Genomic DNA, 14735 nt, shown 5'->3' with positions numbered 1-14735 from the left:
ATGAACTATAAATGTATCGAGACTAGTTATTTTGCCCCACTTTTTGTCCGATTTTTCTTTGAATTTGTATGAGTATTCAATTTGTTTACCCACCTAAGTTCTTTATAGAGAACAAAATTAGAATACCATTTCTGTTTCTTGCTGTCAATTACTATTACGAATAAGCAGCCGGTAATATATAAATAGCATTTTTTCCTGTAAAGTAAGCAAGCTGAATAAATAGCGTTTGTGATATTTACATATTTCTTCCGAAATCGGTGAGGCTTCTAAATCAACTAATCGATAGATATAGAACATAGCGTCTTCCGCTAACCAGTAAGCTTTTCTGCTTGTCACCAGCGGTTTCATTTCTTCTTGAAGCGGCAGCGAAAGTAAGCGCGCTGCAAGGAGCATCGCTTGCCCTCCAATATGGGTAAAGCGTTGCTTCTTCAGTAAATAAATGATCTTCGACCAATCTAATTTTTGATTAACAAGCTCTTTGACGTCCAGTAACCAACGAAGCCTAGACCAACCATAACGGGCTCCATAAGAGATGAGAAACATAAACAAATCTTCTCTACCCAAATAGTAGGTTGGATGGCTGATCAGCGTATTTTCCCTCTTCCTGCTCCATAGCTCATTGAAATTCGCTTCATTTAATTGAATAGGCTTTAACTTCCAATAAAGCTCTACCTTTATCCGCTTATTCGGATGCAGTAAAGTGGAGCTGGCCTGCTTCCACATCGCTTCATTGAATGTCCTTCCTATGCTGTTATCCTTCATATAACCGAGAGATTCAAGATGCTTCTCAGCCTGTTCCAGCTCCCTTTGCGGAAGAAGAAGCTTCAATTCAAAGGTGCTGCTAATTGAAGCATCCCCATATCCATTGGTGCCTATTTTAGGATCCTGCAGAATTAACGATCGAACACCTTGTTCAGAAAACACTTTTATAATTTGCTCCATTTCACCGCATAACGCGAGCATTTGCTTCGTATTTAAATAGTTATCACGAAGGTACAATTGCGTTACAAAGAAGTTTTCCAGCTTAAGAGCTTGTAACTTATAAATGAGACAATGGTATACTCTATGATGTCTTGCCAATTCATTCAGTCGGTTCCAGTCCACCTCTTGCAGCAGTTCTTGATTATTGAAAATAAACTCTTCCACTTGATCTGTGGAAAGAAAAGCAAGCAGAAGACGCAATTCAATTGACATCTCATCCATATGTAAAGTGACGTTGCTATTCATGAAATTCTCCTTCATAACTATTAACAAATAACGAACGAAAATTTTATATTTTGTTCTATAAAGAGAACGTAACTGAAGATTATCATTATTTGCAAAATCTGTCAATTGCCTTTTGGAATCTTCACAATTATTCAGATAATCATAATGAATTCTGTTAAAATGAAATTGTTCATTAAAGGGAGCAGCAATTAAGGAGGATCGGTACATGCAAAACATAATCGTGTACGGTGCAGGCGGCCATGCAAAAACAGTTATTGATACAATTGAGAAAACAAAGCTCTTTACGATCGTAGGATTATTGGATGGATTTAAGCCAGCGGGAAGTGATTTTTATGGCTATAAGATCTTAGGCGACGAAACTTGGCTAGCGACAAACAGCGAATATGTAAGCAGTGGAATCGTAGCTATCGGAGACAATTGGCTTAGATCTTGTGCAGCAGCTAAAATAACTGAAATGAATCCCAATTTTAAATTTATTACCGCTATCCACCCTTCATCCTCCATTGCTAGAGGCGCTAAAATAGGTGAAGGAACCGTCATTTTATCCAGCTGTACGATAAATAGTGATGCATCGATTGGAAATCACTCTATCCTTTATTCGCATGCATCATTGGATCATGACTCAACAGTAGGGAACTTTGTTACATTTTCTCCGAACTCTTGTACTGGCGGCAATGTAACCATTGGCGATTTTTCCGTTATTTCCATAGGCGCAACTATTATTCACGGCATAACAGTCGGCGAACATACTGTAGTCGGTGCCGGATCTACTGTCTTATCCGATATTCCTTCACAAGTGGTTACCTATGGAACACCTGCTAAATTAATAAGAAAACGGGAGATCGGTGAGCGTTACCTTTAACTATTTAAGCTACGGCCAAATTAGAAAATCACTTTTATATTTAATATTCAGAATGATGCTATTCTCGTAAAAGAAAAATGCTAAATAGGAAAGAACAATGATCATATAAACTAATTTTTGATCTTTCTTACGAAATACTTTAATAACCCATGCAATCAAAATAATCTGATACAAATTGAAATAAATGGCCATTCTTGCAAATATCCAATTTTGTGTAGAGATAATCATTAAAACAGTACCTACAATGGATAAATTAACTATGATATCACTCTTTGGAAATAGTGCTCTAAGCTTTTCTCTCCCAAAATAAGCTAGAAGCGGTGGTGCGGACCATACTAGAGCTCTGAAAACACTTGCGCCACCTTCTGCAAAACTTTCATAATGGCCGTATTGCGTGTCTTTAATCGCGGAAAATAACAGTTCTGAGAATTGGTTGAATCCCATGACAATAAGAATGGCTAACGTTAAGAGTGCTCCCGTTGTTCGGGTCCACGCTTTTCGACGGACTATAAAGTAGATTGGAATCATCACTAACGCACTTTGATGAAATAAAGAAGCTATTATAACAACCGCCATATACTTTTTCCAGCTACCATCTAACAAAAATTTAGTAGCAGCAAAAATTATTGAGGTTGCCAAAAACTGTCTGATCCCATTCATGGAGACCGTAAATGCTCCCGTCGTTATGTACAAATATAGACCTAATTCATATAACCTTGCATACTTAAATAACACCATTGCAATTAACAGGTTGGTAACTAATGCGGTAGTTAATATTAAAATTTGAGGATCATTCGATATAAGTTTCAGCAGCATTTGGAATATATTGAATCCAATATCATTTGTTTGAACAACTGCTTCCCAACTGAAATCACCCTTCTCATAACTTCGCATGTAAGAGTGCGTGTCCCCAATATTATTTCGAAGTCCTGAGACCATGGCGAGCAAAAAAGCTGCTAATATAGCCAAAAACTTGTTCGGACTAATAAATAATGGACCGTTTACAGCGGGAACAGAAAAATATCTAGCTGTTAATGAAATAATGAATACGAACATAAGTGTAAACCACAATATCGTCATTCTCTGTCCCCTCCTCTTTTTTTTTTATTTTTTCCAACCCTTTAACTAACTATTTGATTTTAAAACAGTTGATTTACTCGTATTCTGAATATAAAGATAAAGCATAATTCCAAAGGGGATAGCAATGAAGGTAGTCCATTTACAAGGTGATTCCAATAAAAATCTTCTGTTTCTAATCATCACACTGCTAGATACATAATGAATAGCTTCCCGGAATCTCTCTTTGAATGAAGTAGCGTGGGCCATTGCAATTTTTCTAAAAAAAGAAAAACCTTGGGGATTTTTTTTGTACTGCTTAATGATGTTCAAACTAGAGCCATCAGGCATATATTCTACAAAGCAGAGCACCTCATTCATAATCAGCAGAGAGTAATCTTGATCAATGAGGATATATTTATAAGATAGAGGACAGTACTTTTCCCCCTGAAAAACAGGATACGGCGGATATTTTCTCGTCAGCTCTGATCGGTACACTAGTTTTTTGTCTCCCTTGACATTATGCTTCGCATACAGATCCGTCAACTTAGATGATTTCATATTTTCTGGCATTATCGTTCCGATTAGATCACCGCTCGGAGCGGCATCAAGCCCCACCATTCCTGCACAATGGCTGTTGCCTTCCTTCCTCCAGAGAGCCGTTATTTTTTCCACCGCATCATCCGACATATAGTCGTCCGAATCTATACAGACATTCAGCTCAGTATCAATAAGTTCGTATGCAGTATTATGTGCCCCATGCATCCCTTGGTTTTCTTGGTAGTAGTAACGAATCGGGATGTTATTCTCCTCCATCCATCGCGCTACGAGCTCCTTTGTATTGTCCGTAGAACCGTCATCAATAATAAGCCATACAAAATCCTTACAACTCTGACGTTTTAAACTCTCGTAGCAAAGATGAAGCGTATAAGCACGATTATACGTCGGTGTAAATACAGTCAACATCGGTTTCACACTATTACCCTCCATTATCCTGGAACCGCCTTCGCTATTTGACTCATATAATACTCGGAGAGCCATTTGGTCATTGTAATCGAATCGTATCCATTATTTCGTAATGCTTCAGAAGTATCTGCATGTTCATATGTAGTAGAGATAATTTTCTCTGACCAGTACTCAGCTGATTCCTTTAAACTAACAAATTGAATTCTTCCCGTTATATCAGCTTCAGTCGTTATGCTATCAGAAACCACACAGTTTAACCCCGCAGCCTGCGCCTCGACCATAACGACTGGTAATCCTTCAAATATGGATGGAAAAAGGAACAAATCAATTCCCTGCATCAATCTGTAGATATCATTACGAACTCCGAGAAATTTTACATGCTCAGATAGTCCAAGTTTCTTCACTTTCTGCTCTATGACGGGTCTAAGATCACCGTCACCCGCTAGAACTAACAATGAATTAGCGTTCTTTTTATGAACCTCATTAAACACGTCTATTAAAAAATCATGATTTTTCGACTCATTAAATCTTCCAATATGGCCAATTACTAAACGTTCTTCTGCTGCTAACTCTTGTCTGATTTCATCGCGAATTACTGGATTGTATAAAAAATCATTAACATTAACAGCATTTTTTAGGACGATCACTTTACCAGACTCGCTTATTCGCTTTCCAAATAACCAGCGCCCAGCCTTCTTCGAGCATGCAAAATAACTGCTCGGATTATATCCCATAGACAATCTTGCATATAGACGAAAAGGCAGCTTTATGTCGAGTCCAAGATCACTTGTGTGGCTATGCATAATACGACATGGAATGCTCGCCTTCTTGGCTGCTTTAAGAATAAAACTGCTGTTCTCGTTTATATGTGAGTGGACCACGCTATAATAATTATGTTTCTCAAAAAAGTCGTCCAGCTGCTTAAAATATTTTCGATAGTTACCCGGCCTAATCTGAGGCATATGATAAATATTTCCGCCTAATTGTTTAATCTCTTGATCAAATTGGCCTTCTGTCGCACGATGAACCAAAAAGTCAAATTGTATTTTGCTTCGATCCATTTGTCGGTAGTAGTTCATGATCATCGTTTCTAGACCGCCGCGGTTCATCACTGTGACTACTTGCAAAATTCGAATCGGTTGCAATTTGAGTCCTCCCCGTATTTCTTTTTCTCATCCAATTAATTGTTGTCAGCATCAAATAAATAGCTAATGAAAATTTTAATTTTGCACAAAAGAAAAAAGTCTTCCAAACCAAAGTACAATTGCTCGTATCAAACGGTTTGAGTGAATCGCTTATACGTTCATTACGCAGCAGGTGATTTAAAGCGATAAGTTTCTTTCGTATGCCAGCAGGCTTATCCTCACTCATGATATTAAGGCCCAAACCTAATATATTCATACAAATCCGATTGTTTAAGGCTGTTTTATATGCAATGGGCAGCTTTTTTTCTGTTATAAACGATTCTATTGCACGATAGAGTGCGCCAAATTTCTCTGCCAGCATCGGATTATATGTAGATGTAATGGATGCTGTGTTCCCGCGCCAATAATGGTAATATGGGCGATTAAGAAAAACAAAAGATTTCGCATAATAGCAAGCATGAATGTTATAGAGTGTATCTTCATTGCTCCCGATCACACTAAGGTCCATGAATTTCAACTGATTTTTTTTCAACAATTCAGCTCGATATAGCTTTGACCATACCGTCCCCCAAGCATCCAAATTTTCCGGATTCGAAAGTTCCTCATTCAATGGCCCCACAAGACGTCTAACAATATTAACTTTCACTTCTTCCGAACGATACATAAGCTTCTCAGGATAATAAAAAGTTTTTTCCTTAGAATGCGTCTTGTACTCTCGAATGTAGGTGCACATAACAATATCTGCATCTTCCTGAAGAGCCTCACAATACATTTCCTCATACATGTTCTGGTTAATCCAATCATCCGGATCAACGAACCCTATGTACTCTCCTCTGGCTGCAAACACGCCTTCGTTTCTTGCGGCAGATACTCCACCGTTCTCTTTATCGATGATTATCATTCGTGAATCCATTTGAGCGTATTGCTGAAGAATCTTCAAACTAGAATCACTAGATCCATCATTAATTGCAATAATTTCAATATCAATTAAACTCTGTGTCAATAAGCTTTTTAAACATCTGACTAGATAGTTTTCCATATTATATATAGGCACTATGATACTCACTTTGGGATTCATCTGGTCCCCCTAGCATAATAGACATATATGTTTTTTCGAGCTCTTGCTTCACTTGAAACAAACCGTATTTCTGCACTAATTGCAAACCTTTAAGTCCCATTCTCTGTCTCAGCTCGATCGATTCGCTCAGCTGCAGCAGCCTGCTTGCAAACAACTCCGAGTCATTCTGTGCAATAACAAATCCATTCTCACCCTCAGCAATTAGCTCAGAGTGCCCCCTGTTATGACTAGCTACGACCGGCAATCCACATGCCATAGCCTCCAAGATATTGACCGGAAGCCCTTCACGCAGACTAGAGGCGACAGCCACGTCGCACATGGGCAGCAGCTTATCAATATCGGTGCGATAGCCGATAAATTGCACCATTGATAGAACTCCAAGCTGAGCAGCTAATTCCCGGCATTGCTCTAGAAGAGGTCCTTGTCCCGCCAGCAGCAGCCGAGCATGCGGAACTTGATCCTTAATTGCTGCGAGTGACCGAATAAGCAGCTGATGATTTTTGTTCTGGTTAAATTCAGCTGCATAAAACATTAAGAAGTCATCGATGCGATAATCCAACTCCTGACGCAAACGCCATTTTTCAATTTTGTTTACCGGTTTATACTTCGTTGTATTTACACCTACACCATGGACATGCGCGATTTGCTTAGCTTTAAAGCCCTTCTTAACGGCTAGGTTATAATCCTCATCATTTATCGTAATTAAGCAATCGGTTAAGCTAGAAAGCTGCTTCTCGATCGGATAATAGAGCAGCCAGCTCAACATCGAAGCCCCTTTGTAGAAGTGAAAGCCATGAGCTGTATAGAACACTTTTGTTCCGTTTCTTCTAGCTCCTTGTGCAGCCAAACGAGTGAGTACTCCACCCGTTGGGGTGTGACAATGAATAATAGCGTAACATTGCTCCTTGATGATTGCTTTCAGCTCACGGTAAGCCTTCACGTTTCCAATCCTCAAGGGTGACCGTTCAATGGGCAAATTAAATTTCTTGTCTACGAATGGAAGATCGATTTCGCCTTTAGCAGCAACATGAATCTCCCAGCCCTGCTGTTTAAACCATTCCATAATCGGTAAATGAAAGGCCTTGAAATGGTAATCAACCGTTGCGCAAAACAAAATTTTATTAGCCATCTCTACCATCCTATATCAACGTTATTTGCGAATGACTTCCCGCTCTACCATATTCGTGAGGTATTCCAGCAGTTCAAAGCGAAGATCATCCCTTTGCAAAGCAAATTCTATTGTCGTTTGTATGAAGCCCATCTTCTCACCCACATCAAAACGCTTGCCCTCAAATTCATAAGCATACACCGCCTCTAAACGGTTAAGTGCAGCTATTGCATCTGTTAGCTGGATTTCCCCACCCGCACCAGGCGATTGATTGCCTAGTATATCGAATATCGCTGGACTTAGAATGTAGCGTCCCATGATCGCTAGGTTAGACGGCGCTTCCTCACGTAAGGGCTTCTCCACGAGATGCTTCACACGATGAAAGGATTCCTCCAGCAAGCTGCCGTCTACGATACCGTAACGAGATACCGTCTCCTCCGCTACACGCTGTACGCCAATAATTGAGGTACGGTATTCCTCGTATTTCTCAATCATTTGCCTAATACACGGCTTCTCCGCGGAAATGATATCATCTCCAAGCAGCACAGCAAATGGCTCGTTGCCTATAAACTTACGGGCACACCATATCGCATGCCCTAAGCCTTTGGGCTCCTTCTGACGAATATAGTGGATATCAACCATATCAGATGACTTTCGAACCTCGCTTAACAGCTCGAATTTATTTTTTGCTGTCAGTATTTGCTCCAGTTCTATCGAGTTATCAAAGTGATCCTCGATTGCACGTTTGTGCTTACCTGTAACGATAATAATATCTTCAATACCAGATTCAATTGCCTCTTCCACGATATATTGAATGGTTGGTTTATCAACGATCGGCAGCATTTCCTTTGGCATCGCTTTGGTAGCTGGAAGGAATCTTGTACCTAGGCCTGCGGCTGGAATAATTGCTTTTCTTACTTTCATAGGTTTACCCCCTCTCTTTCTACATTTAACCCGTAACCGATGCAAACTTCGGTAAAACAACTACATTATTCGCAAGATCGAGTAGCCGAGTCCGCAGCTCTGTTTTACTCATTCCGTTAAATTCTCTAATAATTTCTTCAATTTCCTCATAATAAACCTCAATGGATTTTCCTATGTAAATCTTGGGATAAACTTGCTTTTCATTTCTTTCGTCATCTTTTAGCATTTCTTCAAACAACTTTTCACCAGGTCTAATCCCTGTATAATGAATGCCGATTTCTTCAACTGTGTAGCCTGACATGCGGATCACGTTTTGAGCAAGATCCGTTATTTTAACGGGTTCACCCATATCCAGTACAAAAATTTCTCCGCCTCTCGCCAGTGCCCCTGCTTGTATCACTAACCTTGAAGCTTCAGGAATGGTCATAAAATACCGTACCATGTCGGGATGAGTTACCGTAACTGGCCCGCCCTTTTCGATCTGCTTCTTGAATAAAGGAATGACGCTGCCTCGGCTTCCAAGCACATTACCGAATCTAACCGCAACAAATTTCGTCGAGCTCGTTTTATCCATATTCTGGATAACCATTTCCGCAACTCGTTTGGTTGCACCCATTACACTCGTTGGATTTACCGCTTTATCTGTTGAAATCATTACAAACGTATCGACACGACTCATGCTTGCCGCTTTGGCAGCGTTCATTGTGCCTAATACATTGTTTTTGAATGCTTCTTCCGGATTTTTTTCCATTAATGGCACATGCTTGTGCGCCGCTGCATGATATACCACCTGAGGACGATGAGCCTGCATAACAGCTAACATCCTCTCCGCATCTTGAAGGTCAGCAATTTCAGTAATAAATTGAATGTTTGTATGGCCGTAAAGCTCTCTCAATTCCATTTCAATTGAATAGATGCTGTTCTCGCCATGTCCGAGCAAAATAAGCTTCTCCGGTAAAAATTTTGATATTTGTCGGCATACCTCTGAACCAATGGAGCCGCCTGCCCCAGTAACCAGGACTACCTTTTGTGTAACATAGCCAGAGATACTCTCGATATCGAGCTCTACCGGTTGGCGGCCGAGCAGATCCTCAACCTGTACGTCTCGAAATTGATTGACAGATACTTTACCTGTAGCCAGATCCTCAAGCATTGGGATAATCTGCGTTTTGGCAGCTGTTTTGGCGCATTCGGTAAAGATTGTATTCAACTGCTTCTTATTGAGAGAAGGAATGGCGATGACGATATTCTCGATCTTATGATCCCGCACGATGCCAACGATGCTCTTCACGCTTCCAATAACAGGAATACCCATAATATCAAGATTATGTTTGTGAACGTCATCATCCACGAACGCTACAGGCATAAGCTCCGTGTCACTATTTCCTATAATCTGCCTCGTTAGCATCGTACCCGCCGAACCCGCACCGATGATTAACGTCCGCTTGTATTGACCGCCGTTTTTATGATAGCCGTTCCTTAAAATTCTCCAAACGAGCCTCGAGCCGCCAATGAGAAGAATATGAATCATCCACGTTACGGCTAATAAGCGAAAAAATACATCCTGTAGCGCAATTTGTTGTAAGACTACCGTTGTTACGATCGAGAATGTTACTGCCTTTGTAATCGTGATAAGCTCTCCCACACTCGCATATTCCCACGCCTTCTTATAAAGCTTGTAATAGAAGGCAAAAAAATGATGGCTAAGCAGCAACGTAATAGCGCTAATAACAATAGGCGGCGTAACAACGAGAAGAGAAGCATCCAATAAAAACCTGCTAAAAAAAATGGCCGTTAGCACGATTAAAGAATCGATTAAAATGAGTAATGATAACCTTTGACGATACATCACACTTATTTCACCCTTTCCAACTGATAAATCAAATTAAATTAAGGTTTATAATAAAACCCGTTAGAGTTTTTAAGTATGAGGTCTTATTCAAAACCTCATAGTTAAAGACTCTATAGCTGAAGGGCAGCTAACCATTCTCACGCCACCCTTTTGTACTTAATAAAGAACAACGAACCCATAAAAAAAGCGCTAGCTGATTTTGATCATCAAACGCTTTTCTTGTTTAGTATGACCCCCAAAATATTAGCTTTAGCAAACAGCAATGCGCGCTTGGCTTCCTTCGCTTGTTCTTGCAACGTTTTACCGCTCTTTAGCAGCAGAATGACACCATCGCATTTACTTACTAAAGCATTCGTATCAGGAGCCCCTAATACAGGAGGACAGTCGAGCAAAATGAAATCATAATTTGAAGCTGCATATTCCATGACATCGACCATTAGCTGAGAATCGAGCAATTCCGTCGAATTGTAAAACCGCTGTCCGCTTGGTAAAATATCTAGGCTCTCAACTTCGGTATTGTAAATCGCTTCACGAATATCGAGCTGTTCACCTAATACATTCGATAATCCTGGGGAAGTTTGTACGTTGAAAATTTGGTGGAGAATCGGATTTCTAAAGTTTGCATCGATGACAAGTACCCGATCACCGCGCTGCGCCATACAAATAGCCAAGTTTACAGTAGCTGTTGATTTCCCATCCCCTTTAGAAGGGGATGTAACCAGCAAGGAGCGTATTTTTTTTCCAGCAGCATAATGAATATTGTTCCTAATGGTACGGTATTGCTCAGAAATAGAACCATGTGGATTCGTATAAGAGAGCAGGCTTTTATTCACAAATGACTTCGCAGGTTTTACTCGTTCACGAACCAATAGTTTCACCCCTAGCTATAATACTTTTTTGCTTCTTCGAATGCTTCGCCCAATCTTTTCGCTTTATTTTGGACACTTGCCCGAGCATCGTTAAGTGTAATAACTCCTCAACCTCTCGTTCCGACCTGATAGAATCATCCAGGGAATCCAGCAAGAAGATGAAGCCTAAGCTTAAAACAAGACCAGCTATAAAAGCGATGAATACTATCTTATTGCTTTCCTCATTAACAGGAATTGAACTTGCCTGTGCCTCTGTTAAAACTCGAATATTGTTTACTCCGATTGTATCGGAAGCTACTTCACGATATACATTAACTACCGTATTCGCGATTTGAGCAGCTAGATTAGCATCGAAATCAACAACTGTAATTACAGAAATCAGAGAGCCATCGACACTGTCTAGTCTGATTCGACTTCTTAGCTCTGAAGCAGAACGATCTAGTCCAAGCTCCTCGGCTACCTTGTTCAGTAAGATCGGCTCCAGAAACATGGTCCGCGCCGTTCCCATCATATCAGGACCAGCGCCAACAATAATTCGACTAGAAGCCGCATATAACGGAGTTTCTGGTTTGGAGTTGTAAACACCCGCTAATACCGTCAATGTAATCGTGATAAGAGCAACGATCCATAATCTTTTTCTTACGACGAAATATAATGCCTTGAGGTTAATTTCTTTACTTTTCTCCTTTTCATTTCTTTCTGTATGCATCTCATCTAAATTATTTTCCATACATGTGACACCTACCGATTTCGTTTTTTATAAAGAACAATAAGGTAATTTTAGTTCTTTATATAGAACGTGTCAATACACGTTTCCTTCTTTTTTATTCAACGTCAATTATCGATATGAAGAATTATAATATTTGATGATTTCTTTTTATCACTTGAATAGACGTTGGCCTCCGTCCTGCTTTCCTTCCACATATTTGAACGGATCAAGTCTTTTAAAACTTGGAAATCACCCTTGCTCATCCCTTCATCAACCGCATTCTTAATAATGATTCGCCATTCCTCATCCAACGTTTCATCCAAATGAATCTTTGGTAAATGTTCTTCGCCCAGTAAATATTCAATGTTTGAATCAAGTGGAGCTGCTATTTTTGCCATTACCTGAAGAGATGGGTTATTCTGCATATTGCGTTCAATGTAGCTCAAGTAGGACTTGGATACGCCTGCTAGATCAGCAAGCTTCGTGATCGAGTAGCCCTTTTTTTCACGTAGACTTTTAATCCGTTCTCCTATCATAATATTCTCCTTCGGCCAGTTTAGATCTAATCGTAAAGCTGATCACAAGCAACACAAAACAAACACGTTATAACAGACAATAATTATATTTTAGTTCTTTAAAGAGAACAGGTCAATAGCAATTCTCGTTTTATCGTCGTATTGTAAGGATAGGCCTCGAAAATATACGCCAAATACGTTCAATAATCGACATTTTAATTACAAGAAAGTGGCTTGGTCTATCCTATTCAAAAAAAAGATCTCCTTACATTGGCGCTTTAGCCTCGTAAGAAGATCTTTCTTGCTTATTTAATGAGTGAAATCAAGCTCTTAAACTCCAGCTCGTCGAACTTTAGCAACACGTTCCCACGATCATACGCCCAGCACCAGCCTTCAAGATCAGCTGAAACGGGCACATCACACCGAATAGTCGCCAAATCACGAGATAAATGGAGCATATCCAGATCAGCTTCGATTTTTGCGCGAATCGTTTTAGATACAGCCTCTAAGTTAGCCAGAAGACCTTCGATCGAGCCATGCTCCTGAATAAGCTTATGCGCTGTCTTTTCGCCGATTCCTTTGACGCCTGGGTAGTTGTCGCTTGTATCACCCATAAGTCCTTTAATATCAATAATTTGAATAGGCGTCAGCTGACGCTCCTCCATCAGGCTCTCTGGGGTATAGACCATGTAATTTCCGATACCCTTCTTCATGATTGCTACTGACACACGTTCGTCCACTAGCTGAAGCATATCATGATCACCCGTTACTACAAAAATCTGTGCCTGATCCTTTAGTGCAGCAGCCAAAGTTCCAATGCAGTCATCCGCTTCATAGCCAACTATTCCAATATTCGGCACATTGAAGCTAGCTACAACGTCCTTAACAAGATCGAACTGCGGGACCAAATCCTCGGGTGCAGCCGGGCGATTCGATTTATAACCATCATACTGCTCCGTACGAAATGTCGTGCTGCCCATATCCCAGCAGCATGCGACATGCGTTGGATTAAATGTATTAATTGCGTCCATAAAGTAACGAACAAAGCCATGTACAGCATTTACAGGTATACCAGCGCTCGTTTTACGAACACTGCCTCCGAATGAAGTAGCGAAATACGCCCGAAATAATATCGCCATACCATCAACCAACAGTAACCGTTTCTCATTCATTGTCTTAAAACCCCTCTCAAACCTGAACAACATCTTATTTATATTTATTGCCCGCGAATGAACGATCCAATCCGTTTAGCCGCTTCCTTCAATCGTTCTTCGTTTTCAACTAGCGCAATTCGGACATAACCTTCCCCTTCTGAACCAAAAGCTTCCCCCGGTATAACGACGACACCGGTTTGACGAAGCATTTCCTGGGAAATTCGTCTTGATGTCCAAGGCTCATCTTGTGACCACATCATAGGTGGAAGCTGTGCCCATACGAACATCGTCGCTCGCGGAGCGATGATGTCCCACCCTTCTGCTCGAAGTGCCTCAAGCATCGTATTTCGCCGCTCTTCATACAGCTTGCCTGCTTTTGGCAAGTCCGGATTTTCAATCGCTTCCTGAAGCGCAACAATTCCTGCCTCCTGGATAGGATCAAAGACACCATAATCGATATTAGCTTTCAGCTCGCGAAGAGCGCTTACTGCAGTCCTATTTCCAACCATAAAACCGATTCGGCAGCCAGCCATGTTGAAGCTCTTGGACAAGGAATGAAATTCAACCGCTTGATCAATCGCACCTGGCACCTCAAATATGCTTGGCGGCTCACAGCCATCAAACCCCATCTCAGAGTACGCAAGATCATGAACGACCAATACATCATGTTTTCGAGCCTTATCCAGCAGTTTTTCGAAAAAAGCGATATCAGCTACAGCCGAGATCGGATTATTCGGATAATTGAGCAAAATAAATTTTGCTCGATCCCACTCTGAACCTTGTATTGCCTCCAAATCAGGCATATATTCATTCTCCTCGCGCAGCGGCATCAGCACCGATTCGACTCCTGCAAGCGCTAAAGATGCAGCGTAGATTGGATATCCTGGATTAGGCAGCAAAGCCATATCTCCCGGATTGCAAAGCGCCATAGCAAGATGTGCCAGTCCGTCTTGTGAGCCATTCAGAGTTACAATCTCGCTTGCTGCATCAAGCTCGACATCGAAACGATGCTTCATCCATCTCGCTGCATGCACGCGGAAGGGCAGCCCGCTTTTTGTAGCTGGATAGGCATACATGTCGCTGCGTAATGCCGCCTCGCTAAGTGCCTGCTTAACGGCAGCCGAAGGCGGTTGATCTGGACTTCCTATGCCAAGATCGATAATATCTAATCCACTTTGTAACGCCGATATCTTCCAAGCTGTTACTTCTGCAAAAATAGATGACCCTAGCTGCGACAGCCGCTCAGAACGCCATTTCGTCTGTGACATTC

The 14735-nt window shown here is 40.9% G+C and carries 14 protein-coding genes; 1 reads left to right on the top strand and 13 read right to left on the bottom strand.

The annotated features are described in order from the left end of the window. Positions 1-144: 144 nt before the first annotated feature. Positions 145-1227: a nucleotidyltransferase family protein gene (locus AC0YN6_RS09690; protein WP_475746571.1), complete on the bottom strand. Its 1083-nt coding sequence runs from the start codon at positions 1225-1227 to the stop codon at positions 145-147. A 205-nt stretch (positions 1228-1432) separates the two neighbouring features. Here AC0YN6_RS09690 and AC0YN6_RS09685 point away from each other — a divergent pair, with 205 nt between their 5' ends. Next, positions 1433-2089 (top strand): acetyltransferase, encoded by a 657-nt coding sequence (locus AC0YN6_RS09685; RefSeq protein WP_475746570.1) that lies wholly within the window; start codon positions 1433-1435, stop codon positions 2087-2089. 9 nt (positions 2090-2098) lie between these two features. Here AC0YN6_RS09685 and AC0YN6_RS09680 read toward each other — a convergent pair whose 3' ends face one another. The 12 genes from AC0YN6_RS09680 to AC0YN6_RS09625 all read right to left on the bottom strand — a co-directional run bounded on the left by AC0YN6_RS09680 (position 2099) and on the right by AC0YN6_RS09625 (position 14733). Further along, a complete protein-coding gene (locus AC0YN6_RS09680; RefSeq protein ID WP_475746569.1) occupies positions 2099-3169 on the bottom strand; it encodes an EpsG family protein in 1071 nt (356 codons plus the stop codon). Positions 3170-3214: 45 nt separating this feature from the next. After that, entirely contained in the window at positions 3215-4120 is a 906-nt protein-coding gene (locus AC0YN6_RS09675; protein WP_475746568.1) for a glycosyltransferase family A protein, read from the bottom strand. A 14-nt stretch (positions 4121-4134) separates the two neighbouring features. Then, a complete protein-coding gene (locus AC0YN6_RS09670) occupies positions 4135-5256 on the bottom strand; it encodes a glycosyltransferase family 1 protein (protein ID WP_475746567.1) in 1122 nt (373 codons plus the stop codon). Next, positions 5147-6334 carry a glycosyltransferase gene (locus AC0YN6_RS09665; protein WP_475746566.1) on the bottom strand — a complete coding sequence of 396 codons (1188 nt, stop codon included), beginning with the start codon at positions 6332-6334 and terminating at the stop codon, positions 5147-5149. The genes AC0YN6_RS09670 and AC0YN6_RS09665 overlap by 110 nt, the downstream gene beginning before the upstream one ends. Beyond that, entirely contained in the window at positions 6297-7463 is a 1167-nt protein-coding gene (locus AC0YN6_RS09660; protein WP_475746565.1) for a glycosyltransferase family 4 protein, read from the bottom strand. Before AC0YN6_RS09660 ends, AC0YN6_RS09665 begins: the two co-directional genes overlap by 38 nt. A gap of 21 nt (positions 7464-7484) precedes the next feature. Continuing rightward, the gene (gene galU, locus AC0YN6_RS09655; RefSeq protein WP_475746564.1) at positions 7485-8366 is read right to left on the bottom strand and encodes a UTP--glucose-1-phosphate uridylyltransferase GalU; all 882 of its coding nucleotides are present in this window, start codon (positions 8364-8366) and stop codon (positions 7485-7487) included. A 25-nt stretch (positions 8367-8391) separates the two neighbouring features. Continuing rightward, the gene (locus tag AC0YN6_RS09650) at positions 8392-10218 is read right to left on the bottom strand and encodes a polysaccharide biosynthesis protein (RefSeq protein ID WP_475746563.1); all 1827 of its coding nucleotides are present in this window, start codon (positions 10216-10218) and stop codon (positions 8392-8394) included. A gap of 206 nt (positions 10219-10424) precedes the next feature. After that, positions 10425-11087 (bottom strand): CpsD/CapB family tyrosine-protein kinase, encoded by a 663-nt coding sequence (locus tag AC0YN6_RS09645; protein WP_475746562.1) that lies wholly within the window; start codon positions 11085-11087, stop codon positions 10425-10427. Beyond that, positions 11077-11817 carry a YveK family protein gene (locus AC0YN6_RS09640; RefSeq protein ID WP_475746561.1) on the bottom strand — a complete coding sequence of 247 codons (741 nt, stop codon included), beginning with the start codon at positions 11815-11817 and terminating at the stop codon, positions 11077-11079. The genes AC0YN6_RS09645 and AC0YN6_RS09640 overlap by 11 nt, the downstream gene beginning before the upstream one ends. 104 nt (positions 11818-11921) lie before the next feature. After that, positions 11922-12332 (bottom strand): helix-turn-helix domain-containing protein, encoded by a 411-nt coding sequence (locus AC0YN6_RS09635; protein ID WP_475746560.1) that lies wholly within the window; start codon positions 12330-12332, stop codon positions 11922-11924. A gap of 284 nt (positions 12333-12616) precedes the next feature. Then, positions 12617-13483: a 5'-3' exonuclease gene (locus AC0YN6_RS09630; RefSeq protein WP_475746559.1), complete on the bottom strand. Its 867-nt coding sequence runs from the start codon at positions 13481-13483 to the stop codon at positions 12617-12619. 44 nt (positions 13484-13527) lie between these two features. Beyond that, entirely contained in the window at positions 13528-14733 is a 1206-nt protein-coding gene (locus tag AC0YN6_RS09625) for an aminotransferase class I/II-fold pyridoxal phosphate-dependent enzyme (RefSeq protein ID WP_475746557.1), read from the bottom strand. Positions 14734-14735: the final 2 nt, after the last annotated feature.

The sequence above is a fragment of the Paenibacillus sp. J22P15 genome, from assembly GCF_056269345.1.
This window is presented reverse-complemented; position numbering and strand designations above follow the sequence as displayed.